Annotated in this window: 14 protein-coding genes and 1 tRNA gene; 1 reads left to right on the plus strand and 14 read right to left on the minus strand. The window is 66.5% G+C overall.

The genetic code is table 11. The features are described from left to right. Nucleotides 1-17: 17 nt before the first annotated feature. The 8 genes from rpsG to rplK all read right to left on the minus strand — a co-directional run bounded on the left by rpsG (nt 18) and on the right by rplK (nt 12,860). On the minus strand, nt 18-488 hold the full coding sequence (rpsG, locus tag GGR16_RS13380) for a 30S ribosomal protein S7 (protein WP_019400022.1): 471 nt from the start codon (nt 486-488) through the stop codon (nt 18-20). Nucleotides 489-527: 39 nt separating this feature from the next. After that, the gene (gene rpsL, locus GGR16_RS13385) at nt 528-899 is read right to left on the minus strand and encodes a 30S ribosomal protein S12 (protein WP_019400023.1); all 372 of its coding nucleotides are present in this window, start codon (nt 897-899) and stop codon (nt 528-530) included. Between the two features lie 538 nt (nt 900-1,437). Further along, nucleotides 1,438-5,631, minus strand: a complete 4,194-nt coding sequence (gene rpoC, locus GGR16_RS13390; protein ID WP_183316946.1) for a DNA-directed RNA polymerase subunit beta' — start codon at nt 5,629-5,631, stop codon at nt 1,438-1,440. A gap of 176 nt (nt 5,632-5,807) precedes the next feature. Next, nucleotides 5,808-9,929 (minus strand): DNA-directed RNA polymerase subunit beta, encoded by a 4,122-nt coding sequence (rpoB, locus tag GGR16_RS13395; protein ID WP_019400025.1) that lies wholly within the window; start codon nt 9,927-9,929, stop codon nt 5,808-5,810. Nucleotides 9,930-10,208: 279 nt separating this feature from the next. Further along, complete coding sequence (gene rplL / locus GGR16_RS13400) at nt 10,209-10,589, minus strand: 50S ribosomal protein L7/L12 (protein WP_019400026.1); 381 nt, start codon at nt 10,587-10,589, stop codon at nt 10,209-10,211. 48 nt (nt 10,590-10,637) lie between these two features. Next, nucleotides 10,638-11,156 (minus strand): 50S ribosomal protein L10, encoded by a 519-nt coding sequence (gene rplJ / locus GGR16_RS13405; protein ID WP_026014754.1) that lies wholly within the window; start codon nt 11,154-11,156, stop codon nt 10,638-10,640. A 565-nt stretch (nt 11,157-11,721) separates the two neighbouring features. Beyond that, nucleotides 11,722-12,420, minus strand: a complete 699-nt coding sequence (gene rplA / locus GGR16_RS13410; protein WP_183316947.1) for a 50S ribosomal protein L1 — start codon at nt 12,418-12,420, stop codon at nt 11,722-11,724. 11 nt (nt 12,421-12,431) lie between these two features. Further along, nucleotides 12,432-12,860, minus strand: a complete 429-nt coding sequence (gene rplK, locus GGR16_RS13415) for a 50S ribosomal protein L11 (protein ID WP_019400029.1) — start codon at nt 12,858-12,860, stop codon at nt 12,432-12,434. Between the two features lie 311 nt (nt 12,861-13,171). Here rplK and GGR16_RS13420 point away from each other — a divergent pair, with 311 nt between their 5' ends. Beyond that, nucleotides 13,172-15,010: an adenylate/guanylate cyclase domain-containing protein gene (locus tag GGR16_RS13420; protein ID WP_183316948.1), complete on the plus strand. Its 1,839-nt coding sequence runs from the start codon at nt 13,172-13,174 to the stop codon at nt 15,008-15,010. Nucleotides 15,011-15,057: 47 nt separating this feature from the next. Here the strand turns inward: GGR16_RS13420 and GGR16_RS13425 are convergent, their stop codons facing one another. The 6 genes from GGR16_RS13425 to tuf form a co-directional block, all read right to left on the minus strand. Then, entirely contained in the window at nt 15,058-15,438 is a 381-nt protein-coding gene (locus tag GGR16_RS13425; protein ID WP_019400031.1) for a ribbon-helix-helix domain-containing protein, read from the minus strand. Nucleotides 15,439-15,533: 95 nt separating this feature from the next. Beyond that, a complete protein-coding gene (locus GGR16_RS13430; protein ID WP_019400032.1) occupies nt 15,534-16,118 on the minus strand; it encodes a DJ-1/PfpI family protein in 585 nt (194 codons plus the stop codon). A 304-nt stretch (nt 16,119-16,422) separates the two neighbouring features. Next, entirely contained in the window at nt 16,423-16,956 is a 534-nt protein-coding gene (nusG, locus tag GGR16_RS13435; protein ID WP_019400033.1) for a transcription termination/antitermination protein NusG, read from the minus strand. A 12-nt stretch (nt 16,957-16,968) separates the two neighbouring features. Beyond that, nucleotides 16,969-17,166 carry a preprotein translocase subunit SecE gene (gene secE, locus GGR16_RS13440; RefSeq protein ID WP_019400034.1) on the minus strand — a complete coding sequence of 66 codons (198 nt, stop codon included), beginning with the start codon at nt 17,164-17,166 and terminating at the stop codon, nt 16,969-16,971. A 163-nt stretch (nt 17,167-17,329) separates the two neighbouring features. After that, a tRNA-Trp gene (locus GGR16_RS13445) sits at nt 17,330-17,406 on the minus strand. 206 nt (nt 17,407-17,612) lie between these two features. Continuing rightward, entirely contained in the window at nt 17,613-18,803 is a 1,191-nt protein-coding gene (gene tuf / locus GGR16_RS13450; RefSeq protein ID WP_053193117.1) for an elongation factor Tu, read from the minus strand. Between the last annotated feature and the right edge of the window lie 135 nt (nt 18,804-18,938).

Here is an 18,938-nt window from a genome sequence, read left to right on the forward strand (position 1 = left end):
GTCCGATCTTGCGCCGATTACCAGCGGTAGTGCGAGAAGGCGCGGTTCGCTTCCGCCATGCGGTGCGTGTCTTCGCGCTTCTTCACTGCGCTGCCGCGGTTGTTCGCGGCATCGATGAGTTCGGCCGACAGGCGGTCGACCATGGTGCGGTCGTTGCGCGAACGCGCGGCCTGGATCAGCCAGCGGATGGCGAGCGCCTGACGGCGCTCCGAACGCACCTCGACGGGCACCTGGTAGGTGGCGCCGCCGACGCGGCGGGACCGCACCTCGATGGCCGGCGACACGTTGTCGAGCGCCTGACGGAAGACCTCGAGAGGATCAGCCTTCATCTTCTGCTCGATGATGTCGAACGCGCCGTAGACGATGGCCTCGGCAGCCGATTTCTTGCCATCGCGCATCACGGAGTTCATGAACTTCGTGAGGACCACGTCACCGAACTTGGCGTCCGGGATGATCTCGCGCTTCTCGGCACTGTGACGACGGGACATATGCTCCGCTCCGCCTTGAAATTTCGGAAAGCGCCCGAATTACTTCGGACGCTTGGCACCGTACTTCGAACGGCGCTGCTTACGGTTCTTGACGCCCTGGGTGTCGAGGACACCGCGCAGAACGTGGTAGCGCACACCCGGAAGATCCTTGACGCGGCCGCCGCGGATCATGACCACGGAGTGCTCCTGGAGGTTGTGACCCTCGCCCGGGATGTAGCCGATGACCTCGAAACCGTTCGTCAGGCGCACCTTGGCAACCTTACGCAGAGCCGAGTTCGGCTTCTTCGGCGTCGTCGTGTAGACGCGCGTGCACACACCCCGCTTCTGCGGGCAGGCCTCGAGTGCAGGAACCTTGTTCCGGCTCTTCTGCGCCGTCCGCGGCTTGCGGATCAGCTGGCTGATCGTCGGCATGCTTCGCTCTCTTCGCTTCGGCCTTCCGGCCGCTTGCCTAGACTGCTCCAACCGCACAGCACCGAAAGAAGCCGTGCGACCTTCCCGTTGATGCGGCAAGCGCGAACGCTCGGCCGCAAGCAAAACAAATCCGCGCCTTCGGCGGAATGCCTCCGGCGCGTTAGCCCGCAGAGGACCACGGCGGGCCGCGGTCATGCTCCTGATCTGACTCTACAAGCCTGACTTGCTGCCAGTCGGTGCTGAATTCGACAGCGTTTAGGACCTAAAGGTCAGGGCTGTTGCCCCGACAGAGAGACCTACGGCCTGCCGGAAGTGGGCGGGTTTTAACCTTTGAGTCGCCCTTCGTCAATGTCTTTCTCGTTTGCAGCCTTCGATTTCCGGCTGGCGAGCGCCCGCTGCGGCTGCCTCGCACGATCTGCCAAGGCGGCGCCCTCCCCCGGCAACATTCGGGAACCGGAGGCGGGCATCCGCGACATATCCGAAAAAGCGAAAGGGCCGCCCGGCGGGGCGGCCCTTTCCTTGTCGTTGGCGAAGCGCCTTACTCGGCCGCAGCCGGCGGCAACTCCCCGCCCACGGCCGCCGCGGCGGCCTGGCCGGATTCGTTCGCCTTCTGCGCCAGGATCAGCTCGTCGCGACGCTGCGCGATCTCGCGCAGGCGGGCGGCCACCGCCCCGGTGCCGGCCGGGATGAGCGAGCCGACGATGACGTTCTCCTTGAGACCCTCGAGCGTGTCCGTCTTGCCGTTGACGGCGGCCTCCGTGAGGACGCGCGTCGTCTCCTGGAAGGAGGCGGCGGAGATGAACGAGCGGGTCTGCAGGCTCGCCTTGGTGATGCCGAGCAGGACCGGCGTGCCAGAAGCCGGCTTCTTGCCTTCGGCGACGAGCGTCTCGTTCGCCTCCTCCATCTCCAGCCGGTCGACCTGCTCGCCCTGCAGGAACTCGCTGTCGCCCGCCTCCTGGATCTCGACCTTCTGCAGCATCTGGCGAACGATCACCTCGATGTGCTTGTCGTTGATGTTCACGCCCTGCAGGCGGTACACCTCCTGGATCTCGTTGACGAGATAGGCGGCCAGTTCCTCGACGCCCTTGATGGCGAGGATGTCGTGCGGCGCCGGGTTGCCGTCGACGATGAAGTCGCCGACCTCCACCACGTCGCCATCCTGAAGGTGGATGTGCTTGCCCTTCGGGATGAGGTACTCGACCGAATCCGAGCCGTCATGCGGGATCAGCGTCAGGCGGCGCTTGTTCTTGTAGTCGCGCCCGAACTGGATCGTGCCGGACTTCTCGGCGATGATCGCCGCATCCTTCGGCCGGCGCGCCTCGAACAGCTCCGCCACCCGCGGCAGACCGCCGGTGATGTCGCGCGTCTTGGCGCTCTCCATCGGGATACGGGCGAGCACGTCGCCGGCCTTGACCTTCGCCCCCGGGTCGACGCCGATGATGGCCTCGACCGCGAGCAGCGAACGGGCCTCGCCGCCACGGGCGAGCTTGGCGATCTTGCCGTTCTCGTCGTGGATGACGATGGCGGGCCGGAGGTCCGACGTGCGGGCCGAGCCGCGCCAGTCGATGACGACGCGCTTGGCGATGCCGGTCGACTCGTCGATCTGCTCCGACATCGAGGCGCCCTCGACGAGGTCCTCGAAGCCGACCACACCATCGACCTCGGTCAGGATCGGCCGGGTGTAGGGATCCCACTCGGCGATGCGCTGGCCGCGCTTGATGGTGTCGCCCTCGTCGACCTTGAGGCGCGCGCCGTACTGGATGCGGTGCACCGCCCGCTCCTGCCCGTCCGGCCCGACGATGAGCACGGCGAGGTTGCGGCCCATGGCGATGAGGTCGCCGTCCGAGTTGCGCGCCACGTTGCGGTTGCGGATCTTGACCGTGCCCTCGAAGTTGGACTCGACGAAGGACTGGTCGGCGATCTGCGCGGCGCCGCCGATGTGGAACGTGCGCATCGTGAGCTGCGTGCCCGGCTCGCCGATCGACTGCGCCGCGATGACGCCGACGGCCTCGCCGTAGTTCACCGGCGTGCCGCGCGCGAGGTCACGCCCGTAGCAGGTGGCGCAGACGCCGTTCTTGGCCTCGCAGGTCAGCACCGAGCGGATCTTCACCTCCTGGATGCCGGCGGCGGTGATCGGCTCGATGTGCCATTCCTCGATCATGGTGCCGGCCGGCACGATGACCTTGCCGTCCGTGTCCACGAGATCCTCCGCCGCCGTGCGGCCGAGGATGCGCGAGGCGAGCGAAGCGACGATCTGGCCGGCATCGACGATGGCCCGCATGCGGATGCCCTTGTCGGTGCCGCAGTCCGGCTCGCGGATGACCGCATCCTGCGCCACGTCGACGAGACGGCGAGTGAGATAACCCGAGTTCGCCGTCTTGAGCGCCGTGTCGGCAAGGCCCTTGCGGGCGCCGTGCGTCGAGTTGAAGTACTCGAGCACGTCGAGGCCTTCCTTGAAGTTCGAGATGATCGGGCTCTCGATGATCTCGCCGGAGGGCTTGGCCATCAGGCCGCGCATGGCCGCGAGCTGCTTCATCTGCGCCGGCGAGCCGCGGGCGCCGGAGTGGGCCATCATGTAGATGGAGTTCACCGGCTTGTCGCGGCCGCTCTCGTCCTTCTGCACGGCCGAGATGCGCGCCATCATCTCGCCGGCGAGGCGATCCGAGCACTTGGCCCAGGCGTCGACCACCTTGTTGTACTTCTCGCCCTGGGTGATGAGACCGTCCTGATACTGCTGCTCGTAGTCCTTCACGAGCGCGCGCGTCTCGTCGACGATCGACCACTTGTTCTCGGGCACCACCATGTCGTCCTTGCCGAACGAGATGCCGGCCTTGAACGCGTGGTAGAAGCCGAGGCCCATGATGCGATCGCAGAAGATGACCGATTCCTTCTGCCCGCAGTTGCGGTAGACGGTGTCGATCATGTTCGAGATCTCCTTCTTCGTCATGAGCTTGTTCACGACGTCGAAGGGAACGGCGGGGTGCCTGGGCAGGACGCGCGACAGGATCACGCGGCCCGGCGTCGTCTCGTAGACCTTGGAATAGGTGGAGCCGTCCTCGGCCACGCCCGTCCAGCGGTACTTGATCTTCGAGTGCAGGGTGACGACCTTGGCCGCGAGCGCGTGCTCGAGCTCGCCCATGTCGGCGAACACCTTGCCCTCGCCCGGCTCGCCCTCGGCCAGGATCGAGAGGTAGTAGAGGCCGAGAACGATGTCCTGCGACGGCACGATGATCGGCTGACCGTTGGCCGGGTGCAGGATGTTGTTCGTCGACATCATCAGCACGCGCGCCTCGAGCTGGGCTTCCAGCGAGAGAGGCACGTGCACCGCCATCTGGTCACCGTCGAAGTCGGCGTTGAACGCCGCGCAGACGAGCGGATGCAGCTGGATGGCCTTGCCCTCGATGAGGGTCGGCTCGAAGGCCTGGATGCCGAGGCGGTGCAGCGTCGGCGCGCGGTTGAGCATCACGGGATGCTCGCGGATCACCTCGTCGAGGATGTCCCAGACCTCGGGCTTCTCCTTCTCGACGAGCTTCTTCGCCTGCTTCACCGTGGCCGAGAGGCCCTTGGCGTCGAGCCGCGCATAGATGAACGGCTTGAACAGTTCGAGCGCCATCTTCTTCGGCAGGCCGCACTGGTGCAGCTTGAGCTCCGGACCGACGACGATCACCGAGCGGCCGGAATAGTCGACGCGCTTGCCGAGCAGGTTCTGGCGGAAGCGGCCCTGCTTGCCCTTCAGCATGTCGGCGAGCGACTTCAGCGGGCGCTTGTTGGCACCCGTGATGACGCGGCCGCGCCGGCCGTTGTCGAACAGCGCGTCGACGGCCTCCTGCAGCATCCGCTTCTCGTTGCGGATGATGATGTCGGGCGCCCGGAGCTCGATCAGCCGCTTCAGGCGGTTGTTGCGGTTGATGACGCGGCGGTAGAGGTCGTTGAGATCCGACGTCGCGAAGCGGCCGCCGTCGAGCGGGACGAGCGGGCGCAGGTCCGGCGGGATCACCGGCACGACCGTCAGGATCATCCACTCGGGCTTGTTGCCGGACTGGATGAAGGCCTCGATGATCTTGAGGCGCTTCATCAGCTTCTTCGGCTTCAGCTCGGAGGTCGTCGTGGCGATCTCCTGGCGCAGGTCCGCCGCGATCTTCTCGAGGTCGAGGCTCCGGAGGATCTCCCGGATCGCCTCGGCGCCGATCATCGCCGTGAAGCTGTCCTCGCCGTACTCGTCCTGCGCGCGCAGGCACTCCTCCTCCGACAGGAGCTGACGCTCCTTGAGAGGGGTGATGCCCGGCTCGATGACGACATAGTACTCGAAATAGAGGATCCGCTCGAGATCCTTGAGCGTCATGTCGAGCAGCAGGCCGATGCGCGACGGCAGCGACTTCAGGAACCAGATGTGCGCGACGGGCGCCGCGAGCTCGATATGGCCCATGCGCTCGCGCCGGACGCGCGCCAGCGTCACCTCGACGCCGCACTTCTCGCAGATGACGCCCTTGTACTTCATGCGCTTGTACTTGCCGCACAAGCACTCGTAGTCCTTGATCGGGCCGAAGATCCGCGCGCAGAACAGGCCGTCACGCTCGGGCTTGAACGTGCGGTAGTTGATCGTCTCCGGCTTCTTGATCTCGCCGTAGGACCAGGACAGAATCTTCTCCGGGCTGGCGAGCGAGATCTTGATCTGATCGAAGGTCTGCGCCGGAGCCTGGGTATTGAAGAGATTCATGACCTCTTGATTCATCGCCGTCTCCTCGGTTGCGGAGGCGCCGCCTGGGCGACCCGTCTCCGCCGGCATTTCATGCGGACATCGGGGCGTCCCCCGACATCGACGCTTGTTACGATGGGCCGCGGGCTCATGCCGTCCGCGGCCCCTTGTCCCTCACCCTCGCGCGGGCAACGCGGCGCCAGAGGCGCCGGTCACTCCGCAGCCTCCGACGGCGGCAGCTCCGCGGACGGCTTCTTCGTCGAGATGAGCTCGACGTTGAGGCCGAGCGAGCGCATCTCCTTGACGAGCACGTTGAAGCTCTCCGGGATGCCGGCCTCGAAGGTGTCGTCCCCGCGCACGATGGCCTCGTAGACCTTGGTGCGGCCGGCGACGTCGTCCGACTTGACCGTCAGCATCTCCTGCAGCGTGTAGGCCGCGCCGTAGGCCTCGAGCGCCCAGACCTCCATCTCGCCGAAACGCTGGCCGCCGAACTGGGCCTTGCCGCCCAGCGGCTGCTGCGTGACGAGCGAATAGGGGCCGATCGAGCGGGCGTGGATCTTGTCGTCGACGAGGTGGTGGAGCTTCAGCATGTAGATGTAGCCCACGGTCACCTTGCGGTCGAACGCCTCGCCCGTGCGGCCGTCGAACAGCGTCGACTGGGCCGAGCGGTGAAGACCCGCCTGCTCCAGCATCTGCTCGATGTCGGCCTCCTTGGCGCCGTCGAAGACCGGCGTCGCGATCGGCACGCCGCGCCTGAGGTTGGCGCTCATCTCGACGAGCTCGTCGCCCGACATCGACGCCACTTCGCCGTTGTCGCCGTAGACCTCGCCGAGCTTCTGACGCAGCTGTTCGATGCTCTGCGTCTTCATGTAGGCGTCGTAGGCCTCGCCCACCTGCCGGCCGAGACCCGCGCAGGCCCAGCCGAGGTGCGTCTCCAGGATCTGGCCGACGTTCATGCGGCTCGGCACGCCGAGCGGATTGAGGACGATGTCGACATGCGTGCCGTCGTCGAGGAACGGCATGTCCTCGATGGGCACGATCTTCGACACGACACCCTTGTTGCCGTGCCGGCCGGCCATCTTGTCGCCCGGCTGGATCTTGCGCTTGACCGCGATGAAGACCTTGACCTGCTTCATGACGCCGGGCGGCAGCTCGTCGCCGCGCTGCAGCTTCTCGACCTTGTCGAGGAAGCGCTGCTCGAGGCGCTTCTTCGACTCGTCGTACTGCTTGCGCATCGCCTCGAGCTCGCTCATCACCGCGTCGTCGGCGACGGCGAACTGCCACCACTGCGAACGCGGATATTCGTTGAGCGCCTCGCGGGTCAGCTCGGCGTCGCGCTTGAAGCCCTTGGGACCCGCGATCGCCGTCTGGCCCGTCAACACCTCGGCGAGGCGGGCGTAGACGTTGCGGTCGAGGATCGCCTGCTCGTCGTCGCGGTCCTTGGCCAGGCGCTCGATCTCCTCGCGCTCGATGGCCTGGGCGCGCTCGTCCTTGTCGACACCGTGGCGGTTGAAGACGCGCACCTCGACGATGGTGCCGGTGACGCCCGGCGGCACGCGCAGCGAGGTGTCGCGCACGTCCGAGGCCTTCTCGCCGAAGATGGCGCGCAGGAGCTTCTCCTCCGGCGTCATCGGGCTCTCGCCCTTCGGCGTGATCTTGCCGACGAGGATGTCGCCGGCGTGGACCTCGGCGCCGATATAGACGATGCCGGCCTCGTCGAGGTTCTTCAGCGCCTCTTCCGACACGTTCGGAATGTCGCGCGTGATCTCCTCCGGCCCGAGCTTGGTGTCACGGGCGCTGACCTCGAACTCCTCGATGTGGATCGACGTGAACACGTCGTCCTTCACGATGCGCTCGGAGAGGAGGATGGAGTCCTCGAAGTTGTAGCCGTTCCACGGCATGAACGCGACGAGCACGTTGCGGCCGAGCGCCAGCTCGCCGAGATCGGTCGAGGGACCGTCGGCGATGATGTCGCCCCGCTTGACCATGTCGCCCACCTTCACCAGCGGACGCTGGTTGATGCAGGTCGACTGGTTGGAGCGCTGGAACTTCTGCAGCCGGTAGATGTCGACGCCCGACTTGGTCGGGTCGAGATCCTGCGTGGCGCGGATGACGATACGCGTCGCGTCCACCTGGTCGACGATGCCGGTACGGCGGGCCGCGATCGCGGCGCCGGAGTCACGGGCGACGACCGCCTCCATGCCGGTGCCGACGAAGGGCGCATCCGCCTTCACCAGCGGCACGGCCTGGCGCTGCATGTTCGAGCCCATGAGGGCGCGGTTGGCGTCGTCGTTCTCGAGGAACGGGATGAGCGCCGCGGCGACCGAGACGAGCTGCTTCGGCGACACGTCCATGTAGTCGACGCGGTCCGGCGGCATGACCACGACGTCGCCGGCGCGGCGGCAGACCACGAGGTCCTCCGTCAGGCGGCCTTCGCCGTCGATGGCCGCATTCGCCTGGGCGACGTTGTACTTCTGCTCCTCCATCGCCGAGAGGTAGACCACCTCCTCGGTGACGCGCCCGTCCTTCACCTTGCGGTACGGTGCCTCGATGAAGCCGTACTTGTTGACGCGCGCGAAGGTGGCGAGCGAGTTGATGAGGCCGATGTTCGGGCCTTCCGGCGTCTCGATCGGGCAGATGCGGCCGTAGTGCGTCGGGTGCACGTCGCGCACCTCGAAGCCGGCGCGCTCGCGGGTGAGACCACCCGGGCCCAGCGCCGAGAGGCGACGCTTGTGCGTCACTTCCGACAGCGGGTTGGTCTGGTCCATGAACTGCGACAGCTGCGAGGAGCCGAAGAACTCGCGCACCGCCGCCGCCGCCGGCTTGGCGTTGATGAGGTCCTGCGGCATCACCGTGTCGATGTCGACCGAGGACATGCGCTCCTTGATGGCGCGCTCCATCCTGAGGAGACCCAGGCGGTACTGGTTCTCCATGAGCTCGCCCACCGAGCGCACGCGGCGGTTGCCGAGATGGTCGATGTCGTCGATCTCGCCGCGGCCGTCGCGCAGGTCGACGAGCGCCTTCACCACCGCGAGCATGTCCTCGCGGCGCAGCGTCCGGACCGTGTCCGGGCAGTCGAGGTCGAGGCGCATGTTCATCTTCACGCGGCCGACCGCGGAGAGGTCGTAGCGCTCGGCGTCGAAGAACAGCGAGTGGAACATCGCCTCCGCCGTCTCCAGCGTCGGCGGCTCGCCCGGGCGCATCACGCGGTAGATGTCGAACAGGGCCTCCTCGCGCGAGGAGTTCTTGTCGACGGCGAGCGTGTTGCGGATGTACGGGCCGATGTTGACGTGGTCGATGTCGAGCACCGGGATCTCGGTGAAGCCCTGCTCGACGAGCGCCGTGAGCAGCTTGGCCGTGATCTCCTCGCCAGCCTCGGCGTAGATCTCGCCGGTCGACGGGTCGACCAGGTCCTCGGCGATGTACTGGCCGTAGAGGTCCTCATCGCTGGCGCGCAGGGCCTTGACGCCCTTCTCCTCGATGAGGCGGGCGGCGCGGGCCGTCAGCTTCTTGCCGGCCTCGAGGACGACTTCGCCGCTGTCGGCGTCGATGAGGTCGCTGACCGCCTTGAAGCCCTTCATGCGGCCGGCGTCGAACGGCATGCGCCAGCCGTCCTTGTCCTTCGCGTAGGGGACCTTGCCGTAGAACGTGTCGAGGATTTCCTCGCCGTCGAGGCCGAGCGCATAGAGCAGCGACGTCACCGGAATCTTCCGGCGCCGGTCGATGCGCGCATAGACGATGTCCTTGGCGTCGAACTCGATGTCGAGCCACGAGCCGCGATAGGGAATGATGCGGGCGGCGAAGAGCAGCTTGCCGCTCGAATGCGTCTTGCCCTTGTCGTGGTCGAAGAACACGCCCGGCGAACGGTGCATCTGCGAGACGATGACGCGCTCGGTACCATTGACGATGAAGGTGCCGTTGTCCGTCATGAGCGGCATGTCGCCCATGTAGACGTCCTGCTCCTTGATATCCTTGACGGACTTGGCGCCGGTATCCTGGTCGACATCGAACACGATGAGGCGCAGCGTCACCTTGAGCGGCGCAGCAAAGGTCATGCCGCGCTGGCGGCACTCGTCGACGTCATATTTCGGCGGCTCGAACGTGTATTTGACGAATTCCAGCAGGGAGGTGTTGGAAAAGTCCGAGATCGGGAAAACGGACTTGAAGACCGCCTGAAGCCCCTCCTCGGGGCGCCCGCCCTTCGGCTCGTCGACCATCAGGAACTGGTCGTAGGACGCCTTCTGAACCTCGATGAGGTTGGGCATCTCCGCCACTTCCCGGATCTTGCCGAAGAACTTGCGGACGCGTTTCCGGCCGGTGATCGTCTGGGCCATGTTCGGTTCTCGCTCCTCACGCACGGCTGACCGGGCGGTCCGGTCGTGCGGCCACCTGGCCGCCGGGTCAGCCGCTCCGCCCCTCGGCGGAACTTCATGTAGACCGCGCTAGCCGTCGCGCGGTTGACGGCGGGTTCCCGCCGCTTCTCGTGGACCTTCCGGCCCACCGTCGCCGTCAGGCCGGATGCCCTGCCAGCGACGACGCGACGGCCCCGGGGAAAACTCCCCCGGGACCGCCGCAATCTGCGATGCGGAGCCGCAGGACGCGGCCCCGGGACATCACTTGAGCTCGACCTTGGCGCCGACCTTCTCGAGGGCAGCCTTGATCTTCTCGGCCTCGTCCTTCGGCGCGCCTTCCTTCAGCGGCTTCGGGGCGCCCTCGACGAGGTCCTTCGCCTCCTTCAGGCCGAGGCCCGTGATGGCGCGCACTTCCTTGATGACCTCGATCTTCTTGTCGCCGGCGGCGGCAAGAATGACGTCGAATTCGGTCTTCTCCTCGGCGGCCGGGGCAGCGGCGCCACCAGCGCCCGGAGCAGCGGCGACGGCCACGGCGGCAGCCGCGGAGACGCCCCACTTCTCTTCGAGCAGCTTGGCGAGCTCGGCCGCCTCGAGGACCGTGAGGTTCGACAGCTCGTCGACGAGTTTCGCAAGATCAGCCATTGTTCAATTCCTGGATCGGTTCGATTTGGGTTCGGTTTTCACGCGGCCTCACGCCGCTTCGTCTCGCTTGGCATAGGCCCCGAAAACGCGCGCCACCTTAGCGGCAGGCGCGTTGACGACCTGAGCGATCTTCGTGGCCGGAGCCTGGATGAGGCCGACCAGCTTGGCGCGCAGTTCGTCGAGGGACGGCAGCGAGGCAAGCGCCTTCACACCGTCCGTATTCAGGGCAGTCGCGCCCATGGCCCCGCCGAGGATGACGAACTTGTCGTTCGCCTTGGCGAAATCCACCGCGACCTTCGGCGCCGCTACCGGGTCGCTGGAAAAGGCCAGCAACGTCGGCCCCTTGAGAAGGGGACCGATGGAAGCGACATCCGTGCCTTCGAGAGCGATCTTCGCGAGGCGGTTCTTCGCAACCTTCACGGTGGCGCCGACCTGCTTCATCTCGCGACGAAGCTTCTGCATGTCGGCAACCGTGAGGCCCGCATAGTGGGCCACGACGACAACGCCCGTGCTCTTGAACACATCGTTGAGCGTCGCGACGAGATCAGCTTTTGCCGCTCTGTCCACCTTGCTCTCTCCGGTTGACGGCGAGCACTCGCCCGCCGCCGGCTGCACATGCCGCCCGAATGCGACCCCGGCCAAAGGCCACGATCGCCGGACGGCGCTCGTGAGCCCTGTCCAACCGGATGCGCCAGAAACGCAACCGGCGAGTAGGTTCGAACCGACCACACCGCCGCCGGACGTGCCGGCGGCAATACGAACCAGTCTTCCCCCGTCTATGCAGGCATCGGAGCGAAATTACGCCGCCCGGAAAATCCGTTCGGCACCTGCAGTCTCGGACAGGACATAAGGCCGCGCAGGCAAAGGGTTACCCCTTGGCCTGCCGGCCTTCCACCGCCTGGTGACCCAGACGGAATTCGATGATGAATACGGGCAGAACCCTGTTCCCCCGCACCGGTCTCACCAGACACGAACCGGTATTTAACGCCTCGCAGGCGGTTTGCCAAGGGGCATGCCGCAAGGAGACGCGCGAAAGGGCCGTGCCCGGCACCACCCCGACGCGCGGCCGGCCCGCAACGGACCCGCCCCGCGGCAGGGCTCGGACCGCGGCGAAGCACCGCGGCCCGCAATCTCAGGCGCCGACGACCGTCGACGGCTCCACCTTCACGCCCGGGCCCATCGTCGAGGAGATGGCGATGCGCTGGATGTAGGTGCCCTTGGCGCCCGAGGGCTTCGCCTTGGCGACCGCGTCGGCGAAGGCCTTGATGTTCTCGACGAGCTTGTCCGCGTCGAACGAGGCCTTGCCGATGCCGGCGTGGACGATGCCCGCCTTCTCGACGCGGAACTCGACCGCGCCGCCCTTGGCGGCCTTCACCGCGCCGGCGACGTCCATGGTCACCGTGCCGACCTTCGGGTTCGGCATCAGGCCGCGCGGGCCGAGCACCTTGCCGAGGCGGCCGACGAGCGGCATCAGGTCCGGCGTCGCGATGCAGCGGTCGAAGTCGATCGTGCCGCCCTGGATGCGCTCGAGCAGGTCCTCCGCGCCGACGATGTCGGCACCGGCGGCCTTGGCCTCGTCGGCCTTCGGGCCGCGGGCGAACACGGCGACGCGCACCGTGCGGCCCGAGCCGTTCGGCAGGTTGCACACGCCGCGCACCATCTGGTCGGCGTGACGCGGATCGACGCCGAGGTTCATCGCCACCTCGATCGTCTCGTCGAACTTGGCCGTAGCCCGCTCCTTGACGAGCTTCACGGCCTCCTCGAGCCCGTAGAGCTTGATGCGGTCGACGCCGGTGCGGCTTGCGGCCACGCGCTTTGCAATCTTAGCCATGATCGCTCTCCTCAGCCCACGACCTCGAGGCCCATCGAACGGGCCGAGCCTTCGATCATCGCCACCGCGGAATCGACGGTGTCGCAGTTGAGGTCCGCCATCTTCTTCTCGGCGATGTCGCGCAGCGCCTCGCGCGTGACCTTGCCGACGGTGCCGCGGCCGGGGGTCTTGGAACCCTTGTCCAGCTTGGCGGCCTTCTTCAGGAAGTAGGAGACCGGCGGCTGCTTCATGTCGAAGGTGAAGGAGCGGTCCTGATACACGGTGATGACCACCGGGATCGGCATGCCCTTCTCCATCTGCGCGGTCTTCGCGTTGAAGGCCTTGCAGAATTCCATAATGTTGAGGCCGCGCTGGCCGAGCGCCGGGCCGATCGGCGGCGACGGATTGGCCGCGCCCGCCGGCACCTGAAGCTTCACGTAACCCGTGATTTTCTTCGCCATGGGATGCTCACTCGGCGTCGCCCGCCTGCCATGGCGTGCAACGCAAAGTCCGCCGCGCCACGAAAGACCGCAGGCGGCGGATGGTTGGTGATCGCGGTTGCGGCCCGTTTGCTCCGGCTGGCGAACCGGACGGGCCTCCCGCGGATGGCTGTTCCAGCAAGGGAACGAGCGGTCGCCTACACCATCCGGGCCAGAAAGAAAAGGGCCTAGACGCCGCAGGACGCGACAGACGCCCCCCGACAGGGCGGACGCAATCGCCTTTGCTTGCCCGGTGTCCGTGCTAATATGGCACTGAGCCCAAGAGGTTGAGCATGGAACACAGGCTCGCGGCGGTGCTGGCAGCCGATATGGCCGGATATTCTCGGCTCATGGAGGCCGATGAGGCGGGAACGCTCGCGCGGCTTCGCACACACCGGATCGAGCTCATCGACCCCGCAATCGCCAAGAACAAGGGCCGCATCATCAAGACCACCGGCGACGGCATGCTGGTTGAATTCCGCAGCGTGGCCGACGCCGTGCGCTGCGCCGCCGAGGTGCAGCTCCGCATGCGCCGCCGCAACACCGACGTGCCGGAAAGCCGGCGCATCGAATTCCGCATCGGCATCAATCTCGGCGACATCATCTTCGACGAAGACGACATCTATGGCGACGGCGTGAACGTTGCCGCCCGGCTCGAGCAACTGGCCGAGGTAGGCGGGATCTACGTTACGCAGGCCGTCTACGAACAGGTTTCCGATCGGGTCGAGATCAGGTTCGAGGACCTGGGCGAGAAATCGCTCAAGAATATTTCACGCCCGGTCCGGGTCTGGCGCGCCATGCTCGACGAGGGGACGGCGAGCCTCGGGGCCGGGATGGAACCGGCGCGCCGGAGCGTCGTCAAGCCGTCGATCGCGGTCATGCCCTTCTCCAACATGAGCGATGATCCCGAGCAGGAATATTTCGTCGACGGCCTGACCGAGGACATCATCACCGAGCTGTCGCGCCGGCACGAACTGTTCGTCATCTCGCGCAACTCCACCTTCGTCTACAAGAGCCAGCCGGTGAACCTGCGCGAGGTCGCGCAGAAGCTGGGAGCCCAATATCTGGTGGAGGGCAGCGTCCGCAAAGCGGGCGAGCACCTGCGCGTCACCGCCCAGCTGATCGACACATCGAGCGACACGCACATCTGGGCCGAGCGGTACGACCGCAAGCTCGACGACGTCTTTGCCATCCAGGACGAGCTGACCGCTGCCATCGTCGCCACGCTGCCGGGTCGCGTCGAAGCCGCCCAGCAGGATCTGCTCGCGCGCAAGACGCCGGCGAGCCTCGCCGCCTACGAGTGCGTGCTTGCCGCCAAGGTTCGCCACCACAAGAGCGATCGCGCCGAAAACGAGGAGGCGCTGAAGCTCGTGACCCGGGCGGTGGAGCTAGACCCCGACTATGCCCATGCCCACGCCTGGCGGGGCTGCATCCTGGGCCAGGCCTGGGTCTACGGCTGGTGCGCCGACAAGGAGGCCACCTTCGAGGAGGTCGTCCGCGAGCTGGAGACGGCTCAGACGCTGGATGACAACGATGCGGACGTGCACCGGATACTGGCGGCCATCGACATCAGCCGCAACGACCTCGACAAGGCGCGCTACCACCAGGAACGGGCCCTGGCGCTCAATCCGAACTACGATCTCGTGGTGGTCCAGCAAGGCGAGTTCCTGACCTGGCTCGGCCGCCCGAAGGAAGGAGCCGACTGGATCGGGCGGGCGATGCGGCTGAACCCGCATCACCCCGAGCGCTTCTGGAGCCACCTCGGCAAGGCGCACTTCACCGCCCGGGACTACACCGACGCGATCGAAGCCTTCATGCACCTGTCCAAGATGGATGCCGGCCAGCACGCTTTTGTGGCCGCAACCTACGCCTGGTTGGGGGATCACACCGCGGCAGCCGCCCATTACGCCCGGATGGCGAAGCTCGCACCGGACCTGACGGCCGAGGCTTTCCTCGCCACACTGCACTATGCGCGCGAGGATGATCTGGAACACGTCAGGGAAGGTTTGGCGACCGCTGAAGCGGCTCACGCCGGGCCGATGGGTTCGGCAGGCGCACGCGGTGCCGCCATGCCGCCGCCCAAACCCGCGGGCATCAGCCAGACCCCGACGCCGCCGGACAGCTGCAGCTAGGCTTCAGCCCCGCCATCGAAACGCGGCGCAGCGGACGGATGCCGCCTTCAGGCGGCCGGCATGAAGCGGCGTGGCTCGCCGCCAAGTCTACGTGCCTCGCGCGTGAGGATGGCGTCGGCATCGAGCCCGGCGATCGGCTGCCCCGGATCGCGCGGCACCTCGCCCGCGAGCTGCAGCATGAGATAGCGACCGCAGCAGACCCTGAGAAACGAGGCGAAGTTCTCGACTTCGCCCCGCGCCTCCAGCAATTCCTCATAGAGGCGGCCGAGCAGCTGCGCCACGCTCATGCCGTCTCGCCCGGCGATCTCCTCGAGCACGCGCCAGTAGAGATTTTCCAGGCGCACACTGGTCGAGAAGCCGTTGAGCCTGATCGACCGCAGCCGCGTCTCCCACAGCTGCGGATCGGCGCTCACGAAGAGCTTGCACATGGCCTTCCCTCCCCTCCTGTCGGCGCCGGCAGTCTAGCGCGACCGGCGGGGCGGAACGCAAGACGGCAGCGCGGGGCCGCGGCCGATTCCGCACCTCAGCCGTGGCGGATCTCGGTGCCCAGCACGGCGAGGAACTGCGCGATGAAGGCCGGATGGGCCGGCCAGGCCGGCGCGGAGACGAGGTTGCCGTCCGTCACGGCCGCGTCGATGGCGATATCGGCATAGGTGCCGCCCGCAAGCTCGACCTCCGCCCTGCAGGCCGGATAGGCGGAGCAGGTACGCCCCTTCAGCACGCCGGCCCCCGCGAGGAGCTGCGCACCGTGGCAGATGGCCGCCACCGGCTTGCCCGCCTCGAAGAAGTGCCGCACGCAGGACACGACCGTGTCGTTGAGGCGCAGATATTCGGGTGCGCGGCCGCCGGGGATGACGAGGGCGTCGTAGGACGCGGGCTCGACCTCGGCGAAGGTGGCGTTGAGCGCGAAATTGTGGCCGCGCTTTTCCGAATAGGTCTGCTGGCCCTCGAAATCATGGATGGCCGTGGCGACCGCCTCGCCCGCCTTCTTGCCCGGGCAGACGGCATGCACGGTGTGGCCGACGGCGAGCAGCGCCTGGAACGGCACCATGATCTCGTAATCCTCGCCGAAATCGCCGACGATCATCAGGATGCGCTTGCCTGCCATTGTTTCCTCCCTTGCTGTCGCAAGCAGGAAGGCTACAGGCGCGAGGCGATGCGAGGGTGTTATCCCGATAACACGAAAAGAACGGCGACGCGCGGCCCGTGAGGGTGGCAAGGCGGCGAAGCGCGAGGTGGCAAAGGGCTGGGTAGCAAAGGGCTGGGCGGCAAAGAGCTGGGCGGCCCGGCTCCACAAGCCGTCATGCCCGCGCTTGTCGCGGGCATCCATGCCCGGGAAAGTCGGGTAACATCAAAAACGCAGATGGCCGGGACGAGCCCGGCCATGACGCTGACAGAACGCGAGCCTTCGGTCAGACCTTCTCGACCTGCCCGTATTCGAGCTCGACCGGCGTCGCGCGGCCGAAGATGGACACCGCCACCTTGAGCCGGGCACGGCCCTCGTCCACCTCTTCAACCACGCCGCTGAACGAGGCGAAGGGGCCGTCGGCGACGCGCACCTGCTCGCCCACCTCGAAGTGAAGCGACGACTTCGGCCGCTCGACGCCCTCGGCCACCTGGCCCTTGATGCGCTCGGCCTCGTGGTCCGGGATCGGCAGCGGCTTCGACTTGTCGGCGCCGAGGAAGCCCGTGACCTTCGGCGTGTTCTTGATGAGGTGATAGACCTCGTCCGTGAGGTCGCACTTCACCAGCACGTAGCCGGGGAAGAACTTGCGCTCGGTGTCGATCTTGCGGCCGCGGCGCACCTCGACGACCTTCTCGGTCGGGACGAGGATCTCCTCGAACTTGTCTTCGAGCCCACGCTGCTGCGCCTGGTCGCGCAGCGACTGCGCCACCTTGTTCTCAAAGTTGGAATAGGCGTGGACAATGTACCAGCGATAGCTCATGACTTTCTCCCCTCAGCGTCCGACACCGAGGATCAGGCCGACGCCGAAGCGGATGATCTGGTCGGCAGCGAGGAAGAACAGCGCTGCAATGATCACCATGACAAAGACCATGGCGGTCGTGACCATGGTCTCCTTGCGCGTCGGCCAGGTGACCTTGGCCGCCTCGTTGCGGACCTGCTGCAGGAATTCGAACGGGTTCGTCTTTGCCATCGTCCTCACGTCCGCGGGCTTCGCCCCCGCCTCTCGTCGCAACAGCGCGCGCGACCGCCTCGAATCACAACGCGGCGCGTGCCGTTGCGGTCACACGCCGTCAATCGGTCCCGGCACAAGCAGCCTTCTTGACACTGGGACAAGAGCCACTCGAAAGATCCGCTGGCAGGAGTGGAGGGACTCGAACCCCCAACCCCCGGTTTTGGAGACCGGTGCTCTAACCAGTTGAGCTACACTCCTAGCGGAACCGGCGGATCGACGTCGCCCACCGGCTATGCCGCATCGGGTGGAAACCACCCGCTGCGGTAGAGGCGACGCGACCGCCGCCTCCTATATCCCATCGCCGCCGCTCAGCAAAGCCGCTTCGCGAGGCGGTGGAAATCACTTCGGGAAGGTCCCCGAAGAGACCGGCGCCGCCTGGTGCGGCGCGCGGCCTTGTGCCTTGCTTACTCGATGATGGAGGCGACGACGCCGGCGCCGACCGTGCGGCCACCCTCGCGGATGGCGAAGCGCAGCTTCTCCTCCATGGCGATCGGGACGATCAGCTCGACCTCCATCGCCACGTTGTCGCCCGGCATCACCATCTCGGTGCCCTCGGGCAGCTTCACCATCCCCGTCACGTCCGTCGTGCGGAAGTAGAACTGCGGACGGTAGTTGTTGAAGAACGGCGTGTGGCGGCCACCCTCTTCCTTCGTCAGGATGTACGCCTCGGCCTTGAACTTCGTGTGCGGCTTCACCGAGCCCGGCTTGCACAGCACCTGGCCGCGCTCGACGTCCTCGCGCTTCGTGCCGCGCAGCAGCGCGCCGATGTTGTCGCCCGCCTCGCCCTGGTCGAGCAGCTTGCGGAACATCTCGACGCCCGTCACCGTCGTCTTCTGCGTCGGACGCAGACCAACGATCTCGACTTCCTCGCCGACCTTGACCACGCCGCGCTCGACGCGACCCGTCACCACCGTGCCGCGGCCCGAGATCGAGAACACGTCCTCGACCGGCATCAGGAACGGCTGGTCCTTCGGACGCTCCGGCTGCGGAATGTACGCGTCAACCGCGTCCATCAGCTGCAGCACCGCGTCGCGCCCGATCTCCGGGCTGCGGTCCTCGAGCGCGCACAGCGCCGAGCCCTTGACGATCGGAATGTCGTCGCCGGGGAAGTCGTACTTCGACAGAAGCTCGCGCACCTCGAGCTCGACAAGGTCGAGAAGCTCGGGGTCGTCCACCATGTCGACCTTGTTCATGAACACGACGAGCGCCGGCACGCCCACCTGGCGCGCAAGCAGGATGTGCTCGCGCGTCTGCGGCATCGGGCCGTCCGCCGAAGACACCACCAGGATCGCGCCGTCCATCTGCGCCGCGCCCGTGATCATGTTCTTCACGTAGTCCGCGTGGCCGGGGCAGTCCACGTGCGCGTAGTGGCGCTTGTCCGTCTCGTACTCGACGTGCGACGTCGAGATCGTGATGCCGCGCGCCTTCTCCTCCGGCGCCTTGTCGATCTGGTCGTACGCCGTGAACGACGCCCCGCCCTTCTCCGCAAGAACCTTCGTGATCGCCGCCGTCAGAGACGTCTTGCCATGGTCAACGTGACCAATCGTCCCGATGTTGCAGTGCGGCTTCGTGCGCTCAAACTTTTCCTTCGCCATCGTAGGATCCTAGACGCCTCTGCACGTGTGGCTTTTGGGTTGCGGTCGATTAAGACCCTTCGCCCCATACTTCAAGAGCGAATTTGCCTCGGGCCCGAGAATTTTCCCCATCGGGCCCCGAGGAACAGGTGGGCG

The sequence above is a fragment of the Chelatococcus caeni genome (assembly GCF_014196925.1).
GTDB classification, from domain to species: domain Bacteria; phylum Pseudomonadota; class Alphaproteobacteria; order Rhizobiales; family Beijerinckiaceae; genus Chelatococcus_A; species Chelatococcus_A caeni.

Bases quoted from the DNA above. Each gene is read 5' to 3' on its own strand.
- GGR16_RS13430 (WP_019400032.1), bottom strand. From the start codon at position 16,118: ATGGCAGGCAAGCGCATCCTGATGATCGTCGGCGATTTCGGCGAGGAT.
- rpoB (WP_019400025.1), bottom strand. From the start codon at position 9,929: ATGGCCCAGACGATCACCGGCCGGAAACGCGTCCGCAAGTTCTTCGGC.
- rpoC (WP_183316946.1), bottom strand. From the start codon at position 5,631: ATGAATCAAGAGGTCATGAATCTCTTCAATACCCAGGCTCCGGCGCAG.
- rplL (WP_019400026.1), bottom strand. From the start codon at position 10,589: ATGGCTGATCTTGCGAAACTCGTCGACGAGCTGTCGAACCTCACGGTC.
- nusG (WP_019400033.1), bottom strand. From the start codon at position 16,956: ATGAGCTATCGCTGGTACATTGTCCACGCCTATTCCAACTTTGAGAAC.
- GGR16_RS13420 (WP_183316948.1), top strand. From the start codon at position 13,172: ATGGAACACAGGCTCGCGGCGGTGCTGGCAGCCGATATGGCCGGATAT.
- rplA (WP_183316947.1), bottom strand. From the start codon at position 12,420: ATGGCTAAGATTGCAAAGCGCGTGGCCGCAAGCCGCACCGGCGTCGAC.
- rpsG (WP_019400022.1), bottom strand. From the start codon at position 488: ATGTCCCGTCGTCACAGTGCCGAGAAGCGCGAGATCATCCCGGACGCC.
- rpsL (WP_019400023.1), bottom strand. From the start codon at position 899: ATGCCGACGATCAGCCAGCTGATCCGCAAGCCGCGGACGGCGCAGAAG.
- rplK (WP_019400029.1), bottom strand. From the start codon at position 12,860: ATGGCGAAGAAAATCACGGGTTACGTGAAGCTTCAGGTGCCGGCGGGC.
- GGR16_RS13425 (WP_019400031.1), bottom strand. From the start codon at position 15,438: ATGTGCAAGCTCTTCGTGAGCGCCGATCCGCAGCTGTGGGAGACGCGG.
- tuf (WP_053193117.1), bottom strand. From the start codon at position 18,803: ATGGCGAAGGAAAAGTTTGAGCGCACGAAGCCGCACTGCAACATCGGG.
- secE (WP_019400034.1), bottom strand. From the start codon at position 17,166: ATGGCAAAGACGAACCCGTTCGAATTCCTGCAGCAGGTCCGCAACGAG.